The following is a 19,986-nucleotide window of genomic DNA, read 5'->3' as shown; positions in this document are numbered from 1 at the left end:
GGCTTATTCCTGAATCGTATGAAAAAGAATGAAATAATTCTTTTTGGGTGTATGAAAAACTCATTACCCTGCAGGGACCAAATCAACGGTGGTTAGACGAAGGTATTAGACACACAAGGTTACGATTGACTTGTCAGTCACTATCCGGTGCTAATCGCGCATCTGTGGATCGAGGGCGTCAGACCCGAGACCAAAGAAATACAAAAATTAGAAATGAGAGGAGCGGTACATGAAGAAGTCCACCTTGGCACTGTCTGTAGCTTTGGGCGTCATCGCTCAGCAAGCAGGCGCTGCCGGTTTCATCGAAGACAGCCACGCCACACTGAGTGCGCGTAACTTTTACATCAACACTGATAACCGTGATGGCGCTCCAACCGCGAGCAGCCGTAGCAAGAACGCTGAATGGGGCCAAGGCTTCGACCTGCGTTTCATCTCGGGTTACACCCAAGGTACCGTTCAGTTCGGCGTTGATGCGATCGGCCTGTACGGCGTGCGTCTGGATTCGAGCCGTGCAGAACATGGTAACTACAGCGGTACCGCATCTGGCGGTACTGTGTTCCCGAGCGACGGCAACACGGCTGTTAATGATTTCGCCAGCCTGGGCGTAACCGGCAAGGTCAAGATCTCCCAAACCGAGCTGAAGCTGGGCACCCTGCAGCCTAAGTTGCCAGTTATTGTGACCAACGATGGTCGTATGCTGCCGCAGACCTTCCAAGGTGGCCAGATCACTACCAACGACATCAAGGATCTGACCTTGGTTGCTGGTCAGATCGAGCATGCCAAGGGCCGTAACTCCAGCAACAACGAAGGTTTGTCGCTGGGCGGCGCCAACGGTAGCTCCAACTACAACGCAGGCAAGTTCGTCAATAAGTTCTACTACGCAGGTGGTGACTACAAACTCACCAAGGACCTGACTGCCCAGTACTACTACGGCAATCTGGAAGATTTCTACAAGCAGCACTTCCTTGGTCTGACCCACAACTGGTCGATCGGCCCGGGCGTATTGAAGTCTGACCTGCGTTACTTCCACAGCACTGATGATGGCTTGAACGGCAACACCCCCGCTTACTACACCACCGGTAACTACAACGGCTTCAACGCCGGCAAAGGTAAAGTCGACAACAACCTGTACAGCGGCCTGTTCCTGTACACCGTTGCCGGTCACACCTTCGGTGGTGGTTATCAGGTCAGCAACGGCAGCAGCGACTTCCCTTGGCTGAACCAGGGTGACGGTTCGTCGGCTTACCTGACTACCGACATGCAGATCCAAAAGTTCGCCCGTGCCGGCGAGCGTACCTGGCAAGCTCGCTACGCGTATGACTTCGCCAAAGTTGGCGTACCTGGCCTGACTGCCGGTGTTGTTTACCTGAAAGGTAGCGACATCGACACTATCGCCAACAACAACGGTCGTGCTGAAACCACTGGCCAGTCCGAGTGGGAACGCGACATCACCGTTGCCTACGTGATTCCAGAAGGCCCGCTGAAAAACCTCGGCGTTGCCTGGAAAAACGCTATGTGGCGTACCGACCTGGCGAACACCCGTTCCCAGGACGAAAACCGCCTGATCGTCAGCTACTCGCTGCCACTGTTCTAGTAGCGTAAAGCTGTTGTAAGACTGTAAACCTTGCCCGGCGCAACGCCGGGCAAGGTGTCTTGCTTTCAAGTCGGGCTAAACCCCCGTAAGCCCTTCCTGAACCCCTCTTTGTACAGCGTCTCAAGGCCTTCTCGAACCTTGGAACCGATGGTGCGCCTCCCCATTTCCCACGTCCAATGAACACATTTTTAATATTCCTTTATCGTCTAGATAAATCGATATTTATTCTTTTTAAATGATCCCTAATCCATGCACAGTGGGCTCCATAAGCACTCACCAGGAGCCACACCATGAGCCTAAGACTTGGCGACATCGCCCCCGACTTCGAACAGGATTCCAGCGCCGGCAAGATTCGTTTCCACGAATGGCTGGGCGACAGCTGGGGTGTGTTGTTTTCCCACCCGGCGGACTTCACCCCGGTGTGCACCACCGAGCTGGGCTTCACCGCCAAGCTCAAGGACGAATTCGCCAAGCGCAGCGTCAAGGCCATCGCCCTGTCGGTAGACCCGGTGGATTCGCACCACAAGTGGATCGAAGACATCAACGAAACCCAGAACACCGTCGTCAACTTCCCGATCCTGGCGGACGCCGACCGCAAGGTTTCGGACCTCTACGACCTGATCCACCCGAACGCCAGTGACACCCTCACCGTACGGTCCTTGTTCGTGATCGACCCGAACAAGAAGATCCGCCTGACTATCACCTACCCGGCCAGCACCGGTCGTAACTTCCACGAAATCCTGCGGGTTATCGACTCGCTGCAGCTGACCGACAACTACAAAGTCGCCACCCCCGCCAACTGGCAGGACGGTGATGAAGTGGTGATCGTGCCGTCGCTCAAGGATGAGGAAGAGATCAAGAAGCGCTTTCCCAAGGGTTATCGGGCGGTGAAGCCGTATCTGCGGCTTACTCCACAACCCAATCGTTAGCACATAACTTTGTGGGAGGGGGCTTGCCCCCGATAGCGGTGGATCAGCCAAGTCGTTGGTCACTGACACACCGTAATCGGGAGCAAGCCCCCTCCCATATTTTGACTGCATTTCAAGTTGCAAACCGAATCACATAGCAGGGGTTTTCAGGCCGTTTCAACGGCCTTTTTTTTCGCCTGGCGACTTATAAATCTCATATGCATTTAAAGAATAAACAAATTAAAAAATAAGATTTATAGATATATTAATCTGCTGATAAGGTCTGTTCCATCTTGGCGCCATCGCCACACAGCGAACCGCCGGCACTTGCTCAAGGAATTCCTGCATGTTGGTCGTAACACTTGGAGGCAGTCCCAGTCAGCGTTCCCGCTCCGGGGTCTTGCTGGAAAAAACCCGTCAGTGGTTGCAAGACAAAGGCGTTGAAGTGGTGAGTTACCAGATACGGGACTTCCCGGCTGAAGACTTGCTGCATGCACGCTTCGACAGCCCCAAGGTCATTGACCTGCTGCAACAGGTGGCTAACGCGGATGGCTTGGTCATCGCCACGCCGGTGTACAAGGCGTCGTTCTCCGGCGCGTTGAAAACCGTGCTCGACCTGCTGCCCGAGCGCGCCCTGGCCCACAAGATTGTGTTGCCGATGGCTACTGGCGGCAGCATCGCCCACATGCTGGCGGTGGATTACGCCTTGAAGCCGGTGTTGTCGGCCCTCAAGGCCCAGGAATTGCTCCACGGGATTTTTGCCGAGGACAGCCAGATCGCCTACGGCGAAGGCAGTGCCCAGGCGCAACTGGTGCCGGTCCTCGAACACCGGTTGCACGAGGCCCTGGAGACGCTTTATGGCGCCATGGCCCGTCGTCCGAAACCGTTGGACCCGCATGTGTTGAATGAACGTTTGTTGAGTGCTCGCTGGAGCATTTAAGTCAGCCTCACCGCTATATAGATGTACTCACCTTACTCAGCCGCCAACGGCCAAGCAGGTGCAGCCAACCCCCTCATCGCATTATTTGGAGAGAGCGCCATGCGCACTGTCATCTTGCGTCGTGGTCTGGTCGCACTGTTTGCTGCGGCTGTGTCCTTCGGCGCCATCGTTCAGGCCCAAGCCGCCGAGACCTTGCGGATCGGTTATCAGAAATACGGCACCCTGGTGCTGCTCAAGGCCAAGGGCACCCTGGAAAAGCGCCTGGCCGCCCAAGGTGTGCAGGTGCAATGGACCGAGTTTCCCGGCGGCCCGCAACTGCTTGAAGGCCTGAACGTCGGCTCCATCGACTTCGGTGTCACCGGCGAAACCCCGCCGGTCTTCGCCCAGGCCGCCGGTGCCGACCTGCTCTACGTGGCCTACGAGCCGCCAGCGCCGACCAGTGAAGCGATCCTGGTGCCGAAAGACTCGACGATCAAATCGGTGGCCGAGCTCAAGGGCAAGAAAGTCGTGCTCAACAAAGGCTCCAACGTGCATTACCTGCTGGTGCGTGCCCTGGAAGATGCCGGCCTGAAATACACCGACGTGCAGACCGTGTTCCTGCCCCCCGCCGATGCCCGTGCCGCCTTCGAGCGTGGCAGCGTGGACGCCTGGGTGATCTGGGACCCGTACCAGGCCGCCGCCGAGAAACAACTGCAAGCGCGCACCCTGCGTGACGGCACCGGCATCGCCGACAACCACCAGTTCTACCTGGCCACCAAGCCATACGCCGAAAAGCATCCGGAAGTGGTCAAGGCGCTGATCGAAGAAGTGCGCGCGGTGGGCGAGTGGTCCAAGGCCAACCCCCAGGAAGTCACCGAACAGGTCGCGCCGCTGCTGGGCCTGCCGGCAGACATCACCCTGACCTCGGTGAAACGCCAGGGCTATGGCGCGCTGTTCCTGACCCCGGAAGTGGTGGCGGCCCAGCAAAAAATCGCCGACAGCTTCTACCAACTCAAATTGATCCCCAAGCCCTTGAGCATCAAGGACGTGATCTGGACGCCACCTGCTGCCGTGGCTAAAGCGCCGTAATCCGATTTCTTCAGGAGACAACTCCATGAGCCTCACTATTTTCTGGTTCCTGCCTACCCACGGCGACGGCCATTACCTTGGCACCGCCGAAGGCGCTCGTGCCGTCGACCACGGTTATTTGCAGCAAGTGGCCCAGGCCGCTGACCGCCTGGGATTCGGCGGGGTGCTGATCCCCACCGGCCGTTCCTGCGAAGACTCCTGGCTGGTGGCCGCCTCGCTGATCCCGGTGACCCAGCGTTTGAAATTCCTTGTCGCGCTGCGCCCCGGGATCATTTCCCCGACGGTGGCCGCGCGTCAGGCCGCGACCCTGGATCGCCTGTCCGGCGGCCGTGCGTTGTTCAACCTGGTGACCGGTGGTGACCCGGAAGAGCTGGCTGGCGATGGCTTGTTCCTCAGCCACGAAGATCGCTACCAGGCGTCCGTGGAATTCACCCGCATCTGGCGCCGCGTGCTGGAAGGCGAAACCGTGGATTACGACGGCGAGCACATCAGCGTCAAAGGCGCCAAGTTGCTCTACCCGCCGATCCAGCAGCCACGCCCGCCGCTGTACTTCGGTGGTTCCTCCGAAGCGGCTCAGGACCTGGCCGCCGAACAAGTGGAGATGGTGCTGACCTGGGGCGAGCCACCGGCTGCAGTCGCCGAGAAGATCGAACAGGTGCGGGCCAAGGCGGCGAAACTCGGGCGCACCGTGCGCTTCGGTATTCGTCTGCATGTGATCGTGCGCGAAACCAACGAGGAGGCCTGGAAAGCCGCCGACAAACTGATCTCCCATCTGGACGACGACACCATCGCCCGTGCCCAGGCTTCCCTGGCGCGCTTCGATTCCGTCGGCCAGCAGCGCATGGCGGCCTTGCATGGCGGCAACCGCGACAACCTGGAAGTCAGCCCCAACCTGTGGGCCGGCGTCGGCCTGGTGCGTGGCGGTGCGGGGACCGCGCTGGTGGGCGATGGTCCGACGGTTGCAGAACGGGTCAAGGAGTACGCAGCGCTGGGCATCGACACCTTTATCTTCTCCGGTTATCCACACCTGGAAGAGTCCTATCGGGTCGCCGAGCTGCTGTTCCCGCACCTGGATATCGAACGTCCGGAGTTGCCGAAAAGCGCCGGTTACGTGAGCCCGTTCGGTGAGATGGTCGCCAACGACATCCTTCCCAAAGCTGCGTCACAGAGCTGAGGCGGCGCCATGAATGTTGAAAAATTGAGCCATCGCGTGGCGCCCTGGGTGCTGCCGATTCTATTGCTGGCGGTGTGGCAGTTGTCGGTGTCGGCGGGCTGGTTGTCGACACGCATCCTGCCGGCGCCCAGTGCGGTGATTGAGGCCGGGGTCAACCTGGTGCGCAGCGGTGAAATCTGGACGCACCTGGCCATCAGTGGCTGGCGTGCCGGCCTGGGCTTTGTGATCGGTGGCAGCATCGGCCTGGCGCTGGGGTTTATCACCGGCCTGTCGACGTGGGGCGAACGCCTGCTGGACAGCTCGGTGCAGATGATCCGCAACGTGCCGCACCTGGCGCTGATTCCGCTGGTGATCCTATGGTTTGGCATCGACGAGACCGCGAAGATTTTCCTGGTGGCCCTCGGCACGCTGTTCCCGATCTACCTCAACACCTACCACGGCATCCGCAACGTCGACCCGGCGCTGGTAGAAATGTCGCGCAGCTATGGCTTGTCCGGTTTCAGCCTGTTCTGGCAAGTGATCCTGCCGGGCGCGCTGCCATCGATCCTGGTGGGCGTGCGCTTTGCCCTGGGCTTTATGTGGCTGACGCTGATCGTGGCGGAAACCATTTCCGCCAGCTCGGGTATCGGCTACCTGGCGATGAACGCCCGCGAATTCCTGCAAACCGACGTGGTGGTGTTGGCCATCGTGATGTACGCCATCCTCGGCAAGCTGGCCGATTTGGCCGCGCGCGGTCTGGAACGTGTTTGGCTGCGTTGGCACCCGGCGTATCAAGTCAATAAAGGAGGTGCGGCATGACGGCTCAACAACCTCCGCGCCTGCTGAAGGGGATTCCCCTGGCGGTGCGCAAATTACGCAAGGCCTTCGGTGCGCGGGAAGTGCTCAAGGAAATTGATCTGCACATTCCGGCGGGCCAGTTCGTGGCCGTGGTCGGTCGCAGTGGCTGCGGTAAAAGTACCTTGCTGCGCCTGTTGGCCGGCCTGGACAAAGCCAGCGGCGGCGAGCTGCTGGCCGGTTCCGCGCCGCTGAGCGAAGCGATTGAAGACACACGGTTGATGTTCCAGGAAGCGCGCCTGCTGCCGTGGAAAAAGATCATCGACAACGTCGGCCTTGGCCTCAAAGGCAACTGGCGCCCTAAAGCCTTGGAGGCCCTGGAAGCTGTCGGCCTGGCCGAACGTGCCAATGAGTGGCCGGCGGCCTTGTCCGGTGGCCAGAAGCAGCGTGTGGCGTTGGCTCGCGCCTTGATCCACCAGCCGCGTCTGCTGCTGCTCGACGAACCGCTGGGCGCCCTGGACGCCCTGACCCGTATCGAGATGCAGCAACTGATCGAAAACCTCTGGCAAAAACACGGTTTCACCGTGTTGCTGGTGACCCATGACGTCAGCGAAGCCGTGGCCATTGCCGACCGGGTGATCCTGATCGAAGACGGCGAAATCGGCCTCGACCTGATCGTCGACCTGCCGCGTCCACGGGCCCGTGGCTCACATCGCCTGGCCGCGCTGGAAGCGCAAGTACTCAACCGTGTGCTGTCGTTACCCGGCACGCCGCCGGAACCCGAACCTGTTTCACCGCTGCCTACGCAATTGCGTTGGGCTCAATAACTCACTTGTCCCACGAAGGAAGTCCACCATGACTATTAAAGCCATCAACGTGCGTAACCAGTTCAAAGGCACCATCAAGGAAATCGTAGTCGGCGACGTGCTGTCGGAAATCGACGTGCAGACCGCGTCCGGTATCGTCACGTCCGTGATCACTACTCGCTCGGTCAAAGAGCTGGAGCTGGTGATTGGCAGTGAAGTGATTGCCTTTGTGAAGTCGACTGAGGTGTCGATCGCCAAGTTGTGATCACTTGATACCGTCATCGGGAGCAAGTCGAATCGTCGCACCGCCCCTCCCACATTTTGAATGTGTTCACAGATCAATATGTGGGAGGGGGCTTGCCCCCGATGAGGCCCGCCCAGCCAACCCACGGTTCAACGCTTAGGCAGATACGCCGGTAAATACAGCCCCACATACGCATCAAACACGCGCATCCCTTCCTCCGCCATTCGCGGCGTGATCAGCCCATGCTGATGCACCGAGCGTGCATAGACGCGGTCGCTTAATTCCAGCGCCAAGGCGAACACATCCACATCGGCGGGCAGCGTCGGCACTTCAAAGTGGCGGTCGAACACTTCCAGCATCAAATCCCCCAGCTCCAGATCATGCTGACGGTCCGCCTGGGTCACCTCGGTCAGCCCGTGCTGGGCCAGGATCAACTGCCGCGCGGCGGCGTCGTTGCTGTAGATGATGAGCATGCGCTGTTCGACGATGTAGGACAGGTCGCGCCAATGCTTGAGTGAATCGTGGTCGATGGGCGCCTGAATGGCGGAGCGGAAGGCCGCATGGACATCTGCGGTCAGTGCCTCCAGGAGCGCCGGCACGCTGGCGAAAAAGTGATACACCGACGACGGCGGAATCTGCGCGCGCCCGGCCACGCTGTAGATCGACAAACTCGCCACGCCTTCGGTGGCCAGCAAGGTGCGGGCGGCGTCGAGAATCGCGTCGATCCGCGCCTGGCTGCGGGCACGGGGTTTGCGAGGGGCGGCGGGGCGGGTGGGCATGGAAGTCTCCTACAAGGCAGCGGGCATTGTATGAGTAGGAGTCTGTGTTGTCTTCCAGGCCCCCGATAAGCATGGGTATCTACACAACTTTTGCTCAACGCTGAACGCCCGGCAGATAGGGCTGTTGTGGCGAGCGGGCTTGTCCCGCGTAGGGCTGCGTAGCAGCCCCAATAAGGAAGAACGCGGTGTATCAGACACTCTGTGGAGGCTGGTTTTGGGGCTGCTTCGCAGCCCTACGCGGGACAAGCCCGCTCGCCACAGTGGAACTCGCCAGTCTCTGAAAATTGTGTAGATACCCATGCCCCGATAAGGCCGAATCGGTCTCCCGGAACAAACCCATAAAAAAACGCCACAGACCAACAGCCTGCGGCGTTTTTTCAATGCAGCAACCGCTTACACGGTATGCAGGTACCAGTTGTACTCAAGGTCGGAGATGGAGTGTTCGAACTCTTCCAGCTCACTTTCCTTACAGGCGACGAAGATATCGATGTATTTAGGATCGATGTACTTGGCCATCACCTCGCTGTCGTCCAACTCGCGCAGGGCATCGCGCAGGTTGTTCGGCAGGCTCTGTTCGTTTTGCTCGTAGCTGTTGCCTTCCACGGGTGCGCCCGGTTCGATCTTGTTGGTCAGGCCGTGGTGCACGCCTGCCAGGACCGAAGCCATCAGCAGGTAAGGGTTGGCGTCGGCGCCGGCGACACGGTGTTCGATACGTACGGCGTCGGACGAGCCGGTCGGTACGCGAATCGCCACGGTGCGGTTGTCCAGGCCCCAGCACGGCGAGTTCGGCACGTAGAACTGTGCGCCGAAACGACGGTAGGAGTTGACGTTAGGGCACAGGAACGCCATTTGGGCGGGTAGGGTCTCGAGCACACCGCCGATCGCGTGACGCAATGCGGCGTTCTGCTCGGGATCCTCGCTGGCAAAGATGTTCTTGCCGTCCTTGTCCAGGATCGAGATGTGTACGTGCAAACCGTTGCCTGCCTGGCCTGGGTAAGGCTTGGCCATGAAGGTGGTGTCCATCTCATGGTCGTAGGCGATGTTCTTGATCAGGCGCTTGAGCAGTACCGCGTAGTCGCAGGCCTTGATCGGGTCGGCCACGTGGTGCAGGTTCACTTCGAACTGCGCCGGGGCACTTTCCTTGACGATGGCGTCCGCCGGGATGCCTTGCTCTTTGGCCCCTTCCAGGATGTCCTGGAGGCAGTCGACGTATTCGTCGAGGTCGTCGATCAGGTAGACCTGTGTCGAGTGCGGGCGTTTGCCGGAGATCGGCGAGCGGGGCGGTTGCGGGCGGCCGTTCACGTTCTCCTGGTCGATCAGGTAGAACTCAAGCTCGAAGGCGGCGCAGATGGTCAGACCGAGGTCGTCAAACTTGCTGACAACCTGGCGGAGCACTTCGCGCGGATCGGCGAAGAAAGGTTCACCTTCAAGTTCGTGCATGGTCATCAGCAGTTGCGCGGTAGGGCGCTTTTGCCAGGGTTCATTGCACAGGGTGTCGGGGATCGGATAACAGATTCGGTCAGCATCACCGATGTCCAGGCCCAGACCGGTGCTTTCCACCGTTGAGCCGTTGATATCCAGGGCAAATAAAGAGGCAGGCAGGTTAATGCCCTTCTCGTAAACCTTGTGGAGGCTGGTTCGTTCGATGCGCTTACCGCGCACCACACCATTCATATCCGCAATTAGAAGGTCTACGTACAGAACCTCAGGATGATCCTTAAGGAACGCGTTCGCTTCGTTAAGCTGAACGGCACGCGGGGGTACCGACATGATGCAACACCTTTGTTGTTAAAAATATCAATCATTGATCTTTTCTGGTTTCAGTCAACCCGAACGGCATGCCGAAGTCAAGCGAGGCCTTTTTTGCCCTAAAAAAGCGCCGTGACGGCATATTTGGGGCTTTTTGGGGCGGTTTTTCCGGTTTGACGGGCTTGGGACTCGCAGGCTTGAGCGGGCCGTGTTGTATTTTTTACGGGGGTGTTGTGTAAAAAAATGAACAAGGCTAAGCTCGATTCAAACCCATAACAGCAATAATACCGGGGTGCTTCATGTATCGCCTGCCGCCACTCGGCGTCTCAGCCTGCTCCAGCCAGGCTTTGTCCGCAGTCCGTTCGTCCCGCGTGAATGCCCACGCACCGGCCAATATTCTTGACGGCCCGTCCGCTTTCTCTTTTGCCTCCTCGACGGTCACTGACCGGCTCCCCTCTGCGCGGCCGCTCATGATTCTGCACGACTTTGGCTTGAGGAATGCAACGCTGCAGCAAATGGCAGGTAAGCTCCTACCCTGAACGAAAAAACGACGCGGATGCTGCGTCAACCAACGCCTGGCCTTTAATGGATGCCAGGAAACCCAGCCCAGAGGCATTTATGAGTAACAACCTCGACCAGCTCACCGATTGGTTGAAAGACCACAAGATCACAGAAGTCGAATGCATGATTGGCGACCTGACCGGTATCACCCGGGGCAAGATCTCGCCGACCAACAAGTTCATCGCCGAAAAAGGCATGCGCCTGCCCGAGAGCGTTCTGTTGCAGACCGTGACCGGCGACTATGTCGAAGACGACATCTATTACGAATTGCTCGACCCGGCCGACATCGACATGATCTGCCGCCCCGACCAGAACGCGGTATTCCTGGTGCCTTGGGCCATCGAGCCGACCGCCCAGGTGATCCACGACACCTACGACAAGCAAGGCAACCCGATCGAGCTGTCGCCGCGCAACGTGCTCAAGAAAGTCCTCAAGCTCTACGCCGACAAAGGCTGGCAGCCCATCGTGGCGCCGGAGATGGAGTTCTACCTGACCAAGCGCTGCGAAGACCCGGACTTCCCGCTGCAACCGCCGATCGGTCGGTCCGGGCGTCCGGAGACCGGCCGCCAGTCCTTCTCTATAGAAGCCGCCAACGAGTTCGACCCGTTGTTCGAAGACGTCTACGACTGGTGCGAGCTGCAGGAGCTGGACCTCGACACCCTGATCCACGAAGACGGCACGGCGCAGATGGAAATCAACTTCCGTCACGGCGATGCCCTGTCCCTGGCCGACCAGATCCTGGTGTTCAAGCGCACCATGCGTGAAGCCGCGCTCAAGCACGACGTGGCGGCCACCTTTATGGCCAAGCCGATGACCGGCGAGCCCGGCAGCGCGATGCACTTGCACCAGAGCATCATCGACATCGCCACCGGTAAGAACGTCTTCTCCAATGAAGACGGGACCATGAGCCAGCTGTTCCTCAACCACATTGGCGGCCTGCAGAAGTTTATCCCTGAATTGCTGCCGCTGTTTGCCCCCAACGTGAACTCGTTCCGCCGCTTCCTGCCCGACACCTCGGCGCCGGTGAACGTGGAGTGGGGTGAAGAAAACCGTACTGTCGGCCTGCGCGTACCGGATGCCGGCCCGCAGAACCGTCGCGTCGAAAACCGCCTGCCGGGCGCCGACGCCAACCCGTACCTGGCGATTGCCGCCAGCCTGCTGTGTGGCTACATCGGCATGGTCGAAGGCCATAACCCGAGTGCCCCGGTGGTGGGGCGTGGTTACGAGCGACGTAACCTGCGCCTGCCGTTGACCATCGAAGACGCCCTGGAACGCATGGAAAACAGCAAGACCATCGAAAAATACCTGGGTCAGAAATTCATCACAGGCTACGTCGCGGTCAAGCGGGCCGAGCATGAAAACTTCAAGCGCGTGATCAGTTCGTGGGAGCGGGAATTCCTGCTCTTCGCCGTCTGATGCGCCGGGCGCGCCCTTCACACGGCGCGCCCTTCACTGAAAAGTCTAGGAGATTGGTATGTCCAGCAACAACCCGCAAACCCGTGAATGGCAAGCCTTGAGCAGTGATCACCACCTGGCGCCGTTCAGCGACTTCAAGCAATTGAAAGAGAAAGGCCCCCGGATCATTACCAAAGCCCACGGCGTTTACCTGTGGGACAGCGAAGGCAACAAGATCCTCGACGGCATGGCCGGCCTGTGGTGCGTGGCGATCGGTTACGGTCGCGATGAACTGGCCGACGCCGCCGCCAAGCAGATGAAACAACTGCCGTACTACAACCTGTTCTTCCAGACCGCTCACCCACCGGTACTGGAGTTGGCCAAGGCGATTTCCGATATCGCACCTGCCGGCATGAACCACGTGTTCTTCACCGGGTCCGGCTCCGAAGGCAACGACACCATGTTGCGTATGGTCCGCCACTATTGGGCGATCAAGGGCCAGCCGAACAAGAAAACCATCATCAGCCGCAAGAATGGCTACCACGGCTCCACCGTGGCCGGCGCGAGCCTGGGCGGCATGACCTATATGCACGAACAGGGCGACTTGCCGATCCCGGGCATCGTCCACATTGCCCAGCCTTATTGGTTCGGCGAGGGCGGCGACATGAGCCCCGAAGAGTTCGGGATCTGGGCCGCCAACCAACTGGAAGAGAAGATCCTGGAACTGGGCGTGGACAACGTCGGTGCCTTTATTGCCGAGCCGATCCAGGGCGCCGGTGGCGTGATCGTACCGCCAGACAGCTACTGGCCGCGCATCAAGGAAATCCTCGCCAAGTACGACATCCTGTTTGTTGCCGACGAAGTGATTTGCGGTTTCGGCCGTACCGGTGAGTGGTTCGGTAGCGATTTCTACGACCTCAAGCCCCACATGATGACCATCGCCAAGGGCCTGACCTCCGGCTACATCCCCATGGGCGGCCTGATCGTGCGCGACGACGTGGTGGCCGTGCTCAACGAGGGCGGTGATTTCAACCACGGCTTCACCTACTCCGGTCACCCGGTGGCGGCGGCAGTGGCCCTGGAAAACATCCGCATCATGCGCGATGAAAAAATCGTTAACCGCGTCCACGACGAAACGGCACCGTATTTGCAGAAACGTCTGAGGGAGCTGGCGGATCATCCGTTGGTGGGTGAAGTGCGCGGTGTCGGCATGCTCGGTGCAATTGAGCTGGTTCAGGACAAGGCGACGCGCAAGCGTTACGAGGGCCGGGGCGTAGGCATGATCTGCCGAACCTTCTGCTTCGAGAATGGCCTGATCATGCGCGCCGTGGGCGACACCATGATCATTTCGCCGCCTCTGGTGATCAGCAAGGCTGAAATCGACGAGTTGGTGACCAAGGCTCGTCATTGCCTGGACCTGACTTTGGCGGCATTGCAGGGCTAAGTGCTAGGCTCAGTGCGCAGCGCACCGGGCAGTTATAAATGTAGGGGCTTTGGTTGAAAGCCGGCCCCTGAACTTGCCAGACTGTCGCCCTGTTTTGTTGCCCTCTGGAAGGGTCGCTGAACATAAAAGAACGTGGCCCAAAAAAGAAAAATTGGAGCATCACCAAATGAAGGCATTAGGTTTGAAGAACGCTGGCAAGACCCTCCTCGCCTTGTCCCTGATGGGCGCAATGGCGGGCGCGGCCCAGGCAGACGATAAAGTGCTGCACGTCTACAACTGGTCCGACTACATTGCACCGGACACCATCGCCAACTTTGAAAAAGAGTCGGGCATTAAAGTGGTGTACGACGTTTTTGACAGCAACGAGACACTCGAAGCCAAGTTGCTGGCAGGCAAGTCCGGTTACGACATCGTCGTACCGTCGAACAACTTCCTCGCCAAGCAGATCAAGGCTGGTGTCTACCAAGAGCTGGACAAGTCCAAACTGTCCAACTACGGCAACCTGAACACCTCCCTGCTTAAAGCCGTGTCGGTCAGCGACCCGGATAACAAGCACGCTTTCCCGTACATGTGGGGTTCGATCGGCATCGGCTACAACCCGGAGAAGGTCAAGGCCGCGCTGGGCGTGGACAAGATCGATTCGTGGGACATGCTGCTCAAGCCGGAAAACATCGCCAAGCTCAAAAGCTGCGGCGTGAGCTTCCTCGATTCGCCGACCGAAATGCTGCCGATCGCGCTGCATTACCTGGGCCTGCCAACCGACAGCCAGAAGAAGGCCGACCTCAAGCAGGCCGAAGACCTGTTCCTGAAAATCCGTCCTTCGATTGGTTACTTCCACTCGTCCAAGTACATCTCCGACCTGGCCAACGGCAACATCTGCGTAGCCGTGGGTTACTCGGGTGACATCCAGCAGGCCAAATCCCGCGCGGCTGAAGCCGGTGGCAAGGTCAAGGTGGCCTACGACATTCCGAAAGAAGGTGCGGGCAGCTTCTTCGACATGGTCGCCATCCCTAAAGATGCCGAAAACGTCGACGCCGCTTATAAGTTCATGAACTACCTGCTCAAGCCGGAAGTCATGGCTTCGATCACCAACAGCGTGCGTTTCCCGAACGGTAACGAGAAGGCCACCGCACTGGTCGACAAAGACATCACCAGCGACCCGGGCATCTACCCGCCAGCCGATGTGCAAGCCAAGCTCTACGCCATTGCAGACTTGCCGGCTGCCACCCAGCGTGAAATGACGCGCAGCTGGACCAAGATCAAGTCCGGCAAGTAAGCCTTAGAACCTGTGGGAGGGGGCTTGCCCCCGATGGCGTTGTATCAGAAACACATTTGCAAGCTGACACGCCGCCATCGGGGGCAAGCCCCCTCCCACACATTAAATGTCAGAAAGTTTTGCCGGATCGGTTTATCGAGGGTAAGTTGCGCGCCGGTTTTGTTGCCGGGCAACAACTTTAAGGCCCAACTATTTAAGAGGACCTCCACTTGCCAATTTCTTTATTTCGCCAAGCCTTGCTGGTAGGTGCAGGTATCACGCTGGCTCTCAGCGTGCAGGCCGCACCGACCGTGCATATTTATAACTGGTCGGATTACATCGGCTCCGACACCCTGGCCAACTTCGAAAAGGCCACCGGCATCAAACCCGTGTATGACGTGTTTGATTCCAACGAAACCCTCGAAGGCAAGTTACTGGCCGGGCGTACCGGCTATGACGTGGTGGTGCCGTCCAACCACTTCCTCGGCAAGCAGATCAAGGCCGGGGCGTTCCAGAAGCTCGATAAGTCGCTGCTGACTAATTACGCCAACCTGGACCCTGCGTTGCTCAAGCGCCTGGAGAAGAATGACCCGGGCAATCAGTACGCCGTGCCGTACCTGTGGGGTACCAATGGCATCGGTTACAACGTCGACAAAGTGAAGGAAGTGCTGGGTGTCGACAAGATCGACTCCTGGGCCGTGTTGTTCGAACCGGAAAACATGAAGAAGCTGGCCACCTGCGGTGTGTCCTTCATGGATTCGGCGGATGAAATGCTGCCGGCAGTACTCAACTACATGGGTCTGAACCCCAACAGCACCGACCCTGAAGACTACAAGAAGGCCGAAGAAAAGCTGCTCAAAGTGCGGCCCTACGTGACCTACTTCCATTCTTCCAAATACATCTCGGACCTGGCCAACGGCAACATCTGCGTGGCTGCCGGGTTCTCCGGCGATGTGTTCCAGGCCAAGGCTCGCGCAAGCGAAGCGGGCAAAGGCGTGAATATCGCCTACGCAATTCCGAAAGAAGGCGGCAACCTGTGGTTTGACGTGCTGGCGATCCCCAAGGATGCCACCAACGTCAAGGAAGCCCACGCCTTCATCAACTATTTACTGAAACCTGAGGTGATCGCCCAGGTCAGTGACACCGTCGGCTATGCCAACCCTAACCCAGGGGCGGACAAGCTGATGGAGCAATCGATACGCACCGACGAAGCGGTTTACCCACCGCAGGCGGTTCTCGACAGGACATTCGTCAACTTCGAGCTACCCCCGAAAGTGCAGCGTTTAATGACCCGTAGCTGGACCAAGGTCAAGACGGGCAAGTAAGGCTCACACTATCCTGGGTTCGCCCGCCTCGGGCGAACTGCACTCTTTTTTTTGGGAGTTTCGTAAATGGCAGTTGCCTCCGGCGCCTATAAGAAAGCCCTCGAGGGCGACCAGACACCGAAAAAGGTGCTGGTCAAAATCGACCGGGTCACGAAGAAGTTCGACGAGACGATTGCCGTGGACGATGTGTCCCTGGAAATCAAGAAAGGCGAGATCTTCGCCTTGCTCGGCGGTTCGGGTTCGGGCAAGTCCACCCTGCTGCGCATGCTCGCAGGTTTCGAGCGCCCGACTGAAGGTCGGATTTACCTCGACGGTGTGGACATCACCGATATGCCGCCCTACGAGCGGCCGATCAACATGATGTTCCAGTCCTACGCCTTGTTCCCACACATGACCGTGGCGCAGAACATCGCATTCGGCCTGCAACAGGACAAGATCCCCAAGGCCGAGGTCGATGCCCGCGTGGCCGAAATGCTCAAGCTGGTACAGATGAGCCAGTACGCCAAGCGCAAGCCGCACCAGTTGTCCGGTGGCCAGCGTCAGCGTGTGGCGTTGGCCCGCTCCCTGGCCAAGCGCCCGAAACTGCTGCTGCTCGATGAGCCGATGGGCGCCCTCGATAAAAAGCTGCGCTCGCAGATGCAACTCGAACTGGTAGAGATCATCGAGCGCGTCGGCGTGACCTGCGTGATGGTGACGCACGACCAGGAAGAGGCCATGACCATGGCCGAGCGCATCGCGATCATGCACCTGGGCTGGATCGCCCAGATCGGCAGCCCGATCGACATCTACGAGACACCGACCAGCCGCCTGGTGTGCGAATTCATCGGTAACGTCAACATTTTCGATACCCAGGTGGTGGATGACGCCGAAGGCCACGCGGTGCTCAAGTGCCCGGACCTGGACCGTGACATCTACGTCGGCTACGGCATCGCCACCTCGGTGGAAGACAAGTCGGTGACCTACGCCATCCGCCCGGAAAAACTGCTGGTCACCACCGAAATGCCGACCTGCGAGCACAACTGGTCCAGCGGCAAGGTGCACGACATCGCCTACCTGGGCGGCCACTCGGTGTTCTACGTCGAGCTGCCGAGCGGCAAGCTGGTGCAGTCCTTCGTGGCCAACGCCGAACGCCGTGGCCAGCGCCCAACCTGGGGTGACCAGGTGTACGTGTGGTGGGAAGACGACAGCGGCGTGGTACTGCGCACATGAACATAAAGAAGCTCAAGCGGCGCTTGCACCGCATCGTCCCCAGTGGCAAGCAGGTGGTCATCGGGATCCCGTTCCTGTGGCTGTTCCTGTTTTTCGCCTTGCCGTTTTTCATTGTCCTGAAAATCAGCTTCGCCGAAGCCGACGTGGCGATTCCGCCGTACACCGAGATCTACACCTACGTTGAGCAGAAACTGCAGGTGGTGCTGAACCTGGCCAACTACAGTTTGCTGGCAGGTGATGAGCTGTACATCGCGGCGTACCTGGGCTCGCTGAAGATGGCGTTTTTCAGCACGCTGCTGTGCCTGCTGATCGGCTATCCGATGGCCTATGCCATTGCCACCGCGCGCAAAGAGATGCAGACCGTGCTGGTGCTGCTGATCATGATGCCGACCTGGACCGCAATCCTGATCCGCGTGTATGCGTGGATGGGCATCCTCAGCAACAACGGGTTGCTCAATGGCTTCCTGATGTCCATGGGGCTGATCAACGAGCCGCTGCAGATCCTCAACACCAACATTGCGGTGTATATCGGCGTGGTCTATTCGTACCTGCCGTTTATGATCCTGCCGCTGTACGCCAACCTGGTGAAGCATGACCAGAGCCTGTTGGAAGCCGCCTCGGACCTGGGTTCGAGCACCTTCAACAGCTTCTGGAAAATCACCGTGCCGCTGTCCAAGAACGGCATCATCGCCGGCTGCATGCTGGTGTTTATCCCGGTGGTGGGCGAGTTCGTGATCCCGGAACTGCTCGGCGGCCCGGAAACCCTGATGATCGGTAAAGTGTTGTGGCAAGAGTTCTTCAACAACCGTGACTGGCCGGTGGCGTCTGCCCTGGCGGTAGTGATGCTGGCGATCCTGATCGTGCCGATCATTCTGTTTAACCGCAGCCAAGCCAAAGAGATGGAGGGCAAGATATGAAGCGCGTCAGTTTCTCAAGCTTCATGCTGGTGGCGGGGTTGTTGTTCATCTACCTGCCGATGCTGATCCTGGTGATCTACTCGTTCAACGAACCCAAGCTGGTAACGGTGTGGGGCGGGTGGTCGATCAAGTGGTACGTGGGCCTGCTGGACAACACCCAGTTGATGGGCTCGGTGGCCCGGTCCCTGGAAATCGCCTGCTACACGGCGGTGGCCGCTGTTGCGCTGGGTACGTTGGCGGCGTTTGTGCTGACGCGCATCAGCCAGTTCAAGGGCCGCACGCTGTTCGGCGGCCTGGTGACCGCGCCGTTGGTGATGCCGGAAGTGATCACCGGTCTGTCGCTGTTGCTGCTGTTCGTGGCCATGGCGCAGATGATCGGCTGGCCCCAGGAGCGTGGCATCGTCACCATCTGGATCGCCCACACCACGTTCTGTGCGGCGTATGTGGCGGTGGTGGTATCGGCGCGCCTGCGTGAGCTGGACCTGTCGATCGAAGAAGCGGCGATGGACCTGGGGGCGCGGCCGTGGAAGGTGTTCTTCCTGATCACCATCCCGATGATCGCGCCGTCGTTGGCGGCGGGCGGCATGATGTCGTTCGCACTGTCCCTGGATGACCTGGTACTGGCCAGCTTCGTCTCGGGGCCGGGTTCGACGACGTTGCCGATGGAAGTGTTCTCGGCGGTGCGCCTGGGGGTTAAACCCGAGATCAACGCCGTGGCCAGCCTGATTCTGCTGGCGGTGTCGCTGGTGACGTTCCTGGTGTGGTTCTTCAGCCGGCGTGCCGAAGAGATGCGCAAGAAGGCCATCCAGCAAGCCATCGAAGAAGCCGCGGCGGACGGCTGGCAGCAGCCGGACAAGCGTCGGGCTCCAGCGCCGGTCTAAAGGTGTGGGAGGGGGCTTGCCCCCGATAGCGGTGGGTCAGTCAATAGATGCAGTGACTGACACTCAGCAATCGGGGGCAAGCCCCCTCCCACATTTGATTGCATTTCAAGTCAACTACGCCAACCACGGCGACTTGCGAATCACCTCGACAAAATTCATCGGCTTGAACCCCGGCTCTTGATCCACCAGCACATCGGTCTTCACGTTGCCAAACGTGGTCTGCGGGCGATGGCGCAAGCCGTCGGCAAACGCGCAAATGATGCACTCCTTGAACCCTTCACCGCGTGGATGCGCATGCACCACGGCTTCGCGCTGCACGCTGCTGAACGCGGCGTAGTCCATGCCCAGCACGTCCATTTCGACGCCGGCTGTCACCAGTGCCACGGTCGGGCGCAGGTGCTGCGGCACGCCTGGCGTGGTGTGCAGGGCGATGGACAGCCACACCTGTTCGATATCGTCGTCGCTCAGCCCGTAAGGCTTGAGGAAGGCCGCGGCGGCGTTGGCGCCGTCCACTTCGAAGCGCTCGTCGTCACTGCGATGGCCTTCCACCAGGCCCAGGTCATGGAACATGGCGCCGACGTAAAGCAGCTCCGGGTTATAGGCCAACTGTTTGCGCTCACCGCTCAATGCGCCGAACAGGAACACTCGGCGGGAGTGGTGGTAGAGCAGGTCGGATTCGATGTCGCGAATGTATTCGGTGGTGGCCTTGGCCAGGGCGCTGTCCGGGATCTTGATGCCGGCGATGGTGATGGTCATGGTGGTTCTCCTCTGGAAAGCCCCCAGTCTGGTCGCGCGCACGTGAAGCGGCCATGGTGACGAGGGTGCGATCCCGGCCAATCTGCCGCCACATCGTGCCAAGGGGAAATCAGCTAGGGTATGGCGGGCGATAGCCCTCTCGAAGTCTGTGAAAATCCCAATGTGGGAGGGGGCTTGCATTTTATTCCGCTAGAAAAAGGTGTCTGT

18 protein-coding genes are annotated in these 19,986 nt (G+C 59.2%); 15 read left to right on the top strand and 3 right to left on the bottom strand.

Annotated features, from left to right (window positions below):
- The first annotated feature begins 229 nt into the window (after window positions 1-229).
- The 8 genes from FIV39_RS26210 (at window position 230) to FIV39_RS26175 (ending at window position 7,529) form a co-directional block, all read left to right on the top strand.
- Complete coding sequence (locus FIV39_RS26210) at window positions 230-1,594, top strand: OprD family porin (RefSeq protein WP_090401579.1); 1,365 nt, start codon at window positions 230-232, stop codon at window positions 1,592-1,594.
- A 290-nt stretch (window positions 1,595-1,884) separates the two neighbouring features.
- Window positions 1,885-2,523, top strand: coding sequence for a peroxiredoxin (locus FIV39_RS26205; protein WP_090401580.1), 639 nt, complete (start codon window positions 1,885-1,887; stop codon window positions 2,521-2,523).
- Between the two features lie 325 nt (window positions 2,524-2,848).
- Window positions 2,849-3,442 carry an NADPH-dependent FMN reductase gene (gene ssuE, locus FIV39_RS26200; RefSeq protein WP_090401581.1) on the top strand — a complete coding sequence of 198 codons (594 nt, stop codon included), beginning with the start codon at window positions 2,849-2,851 and terminating at the stop codon, window positions 3,440-3,442.
- A 99-nt stretch (window positions 3,443-3,541) separates the two neighbouring features.
- Window positions 3,542-4,510, top strand: a complete 969-nt coding sequence (locus FIV39_RS26195; RefSeq protein ID WP_027608397.1) for a sulfonate ABC transporter substrate-binding protein — start codon at window positions 3,542-3,544, stop codon at window positions 4,508-4,510.
- A 25-nt stretch (window positions 4,511-4,535) separates the two neighbouring features.
- Complete coding sequence (gene ssuD / locus FIV39_RS26190) at window positions 4,536-5,684, top strand: FMNH2-dependent alkanesulfonate monooxygenase (protein ID WP_090401582.1); 1,149 nt, start codon at window positions 4,536-4,538, stop codon at window positions 5,682-5,684.
- 9 nt (window positions 5,685-5,693) lie between these two features.
- Entirely contained in the window at window positions 5,694-6,482 is a 789-nt protein-coding gene (gene ssuC, locus FIV39_RS26185) for an aliphatic sulfonate ABC transporter permease SsuC (RefSeq protein ID WP_090401583.1), read from the top strand.
- Window positions 6,479-7,285 carry an aliphatic sulfonates ABC transporter ATP-binding protein gene (ssuB, locus tag FIV39_RS26180; protein ID WP_027608400.1) on the top strand — a complete coding sequence of 269 codons (807 nt, stop codon included), beginning with the start codon at window positions 6,479-6,481 and terminating at the stop codon, window positions 7,283-7,285. Before ssuC ends, ssuB begins: the two co-directional genes overlap by 4 nt.
- Window positions 7,286-7,313: 28 nt before the next feature.
- On the top strand, window positions 7,314-7,529 hold the full coding sequence (locus FIV39_RS26175; RefSeq protein ID WP_003176783.1) for a TOBE domain-containing protein: 216 nt from the start codon (window positions 7,314-7,316) through the stop codon (window positions 7,527-7,529).
- A gap of 128 nt (window positions 7,530-7,657) precedes the next feature.
- Here the strand turns inward: FIV39_RS26175 and FIV39_RS26170 are convergent, their stop codons facing one another.
- Window positions 7,658-8,287, bottom strand: coding sequence for a TetR/AcrR family transcriptional regulator (locus FIV39_RS26170; protein ID WP_090401584.1), 630 nt, complete (start codon window positions 8,285-8,287; stop codon window positions 7,658-7,660).
- 393 nt (window positions 8,288-8,680) lie between these two features.
- Complete coding sequence (locus FIV39_RS26165) at window positions 8,681-10,057, bottom strand: glutamine synthetase family protein (RefSeq protein ID WP_003213894.1); 1,377 nt, start codon at window positions 10,055-10,057, stop codon at window positions 8,681-8,683.
- A 597-nt stretch (window positions 10,058-10,654) separates the two neighbouring features.
- On the opposite strand from FIV39_RS26165, the gene FIV39_RS26155 reads away from it, so the two are divergent.
- The 7 genes from FIV39_RS26155 (at window position 10,655) to FIV39_RS26125 (ending at window position 19,023) form a co-directional block, all read left to right on the top strand.
- Entirely contained in the window at window positions 10,655-12,013 is a 1,359-nt protein-coding gene (locus FIV39_RS26155; RefSeq protein ID WP_003176780.1) for a glutamine synthetase family protein, read from the top strand.
- A 58-nt stretch (window positions 12,014-12,071) separates the two neighbouring features.
- On the top strand, window positions 12,072-13,436 hold the full coding sequence (locus tag FIV39_RS26150) for an aspartate aminotransferase family protein (RefSeq protein WP_090401586.1): 1,365 nt from the start codon (window positions 12,072-12,074) through the stop codon (window positions 13,434-13,436).
- 181 nt (window positions 13,437-13,617) lie between these two features.
- Window positions 13,618-14,712, top strand: a complete 1,095-nt coding sequence (locus FIV39_RS26145) for a polyamine ABC transporter substrate-binding protein (RefSeq protein ID WP_090409851.1) — start codon at window positions 13,618-13,620, stop codon at window positions 14,710-14,712.
- A 209-nt stretch (window positions 14,713-14,921) separates the two neighbouring features.
- Window positions 14,922-16,016 (top strand): polyamine ABC transporter substrate-binding protein, encoded by a 1,095-nt coding sequence (locus tag FIV39_RS26140; RefSeq protein ID WP_090401587.1) that lies wholly within the window; start codon window positions 14,922-14,924, stop codon window positions 16,014-16,016.
- Window positions 16,017-16,082: 66 nt separating this feature from the next.
- Window positions 16,083-17,225: an ABC transporter ATP-binding protein gene (locus FIV39_RS26135; RefSeq protein ID WP_027608405.1), complete on the top strand. Its 1,143-nt coding sequence runs from the start codon at window positions 16,083-16,085 to the stop codon at window positions 17,223-17,225.
- A complete protein-coding gene (locus FIV39_RS26130; protein WP_053127871.1) occupies window positions 17,222-18,142 on the top strand; it encodes an ABC transporter permease subunit in 921 nt (306 codons plus the stop codon). The genes FIV39_RS26135 and FIV39_RS26130 overlap by 4 nt, the downstream gene beginning before the upstream one ends.
- Window positions 18,139-19,023, top strand: coding sequence for an ABC transporter permease subunit (locus tag FIV39_RS26125; RefSeq protein ID WP_146371646.1), 885 nt, complete (start codon window positions 18,139-18,141; stop codon window positions 19,021-19,023). The genes FIV39_RS26130 and FIV39_RS26125 overlap by 4 nt, the downstream gene beginning before the upstream one ends.
- Window positions 19,024-19,137: 114 nt before the next feature.
- On the opposite strand, the gene FIV39_RS26120 is transcribed toward FIV39_RS26125, so the two are convergent.
- The gene (locus FIV39_RS26120; RefSeq protein WP_090401588.1) at window positions 19,138-19,779 is read right to left on the bottom strand and encodes an HD domain-containing protein; all 642 of its coding nucleotides are present in this window, start codon (window positions 19,777-19,779) and stop codon (window positions 19,138-19,140) included.
- Between the last annotated feature and the right edge of the window lie 207 nt (window positions 19,780-19,986).

Source organism: Pseudomonas grimontii (assembly GCF_007858185.1).
Taxonomy (GTDB): Bacteria; Pseudomonadota; Gammaproteobacteria; order Pseudomonadales; family Pseudomonadaceae; genus Aquipseudomonas; species Aquipseudomonas grimontii.
This window is presented reverse-complemented; position numbering and strand designations above follow the sequence as displayed.

Coding starts and splice junctions, on each gene's coding strand:
- FIV39_RS26210 (WP_090401579.1), top strand. CDS start 230: ATGAAGAAGTCCACCTTGGCACTGTCTGTAGCTTTGGGCGTCATCGCT.
- FIV39_RS26205 (WP_090401580.1), top strand. CDS start 1,885: ATGAGCCTAAGACTTGGCGACATCGCCCCCGACTTCGAACAGGATTCC.
- ssuE (WP_090401581.1), top strand. CDS start 2,849: ATGTTGGTCGTAACACTTGGAGGCAGTCCCAGTCAGCGTTCCCGCTCC.
- FIV39_RS26195 (WP_027608397.1), top strand. CDS start 3,542: ATGCGCACTGTCATCTTGCGTCGTGGTCTGGTCGCACTGTTTGCTGCG.
- ssuD (WP_090401582.1), top strand. CDS start 4,536: ATGAGCCTCACTATTTTCTGGTTCCTGCCTACCCACGGCGACGGCCAT.
- ssuC (WP_090401583.1), top strand. CDS start 5,694: ATGAATGTTGAAAAATTGAGCCATCGCGTGGCGCCCTGGGTGCTGCCG.
- ssuB (WP_027608400.1), top strand. CDS start 6,479: ATGACGGCTCAACAACCTCCGCGCCTGCTGAAGGGGATTCCCCTGGCG.
- FIV39_RS26175 (WP_003176783.1), top strand. CDS start 7,314: ATGACTATTAAAGCCATCAACGTGCGTAACCAGTTCAAAGGCACCATC.
- FIV39_RS26170 (WP_090401584.1), bottom strand. CDS start 8,287: ATGCCCACCCGCCCCGCCGCCCCTCGCAAACCCCGTGCCCGCAGCCAG.
- FIV39_RS26165 (WP_003213894.1), bottom strand. CDS start 10,057: ATGTCGGTACCCCCGCGTGCCGTTCAGCTTAACGAAGCGAACGCGTTC.
- FIV39_RS26155 (WP_003176780.1), top strand. CDS start 10,655: ATGAGTAACAACCTCGACCAGCTCACCGATTGGTTGAAAGACCACAAG.
- FIV39_RS26150 (WP_090401586.1), top strand. CDS start 12,072: ATGTCCAGCAACAACCCGCAAACCCGTGAATGGCAAGCCTTGAGCAGT.
- FIV39_RS26135 (WP_027608405.1), top strand. CDS start 16,083: ATGGCAGTTGCCTCCGGCGCCTATAAGAAAGCCCTCGAGGGCGACCAG.
- FIV39_RS26130 (WP_053127871.1), top strand. CDS start 17,222: ATGAACATAAAGAAGCTCAAGCGGCGCTTGCACCGCATCGTCCCCAGT.
- FIV39_RS26125 (WP_146371646.1), top strand. CDS start 18,139: ATGAAGCGCGTCAGTTTCTCAAGCTTCATGCTGGTGGCGGGGTTGTTG.
- FIV39_RS26120 (WP_090401588.1), bottom strand. CDS start 19,779: ATGACCATCACCATCGCCGGCATCAAGATCCCGGACAGCGCCCTGGCC.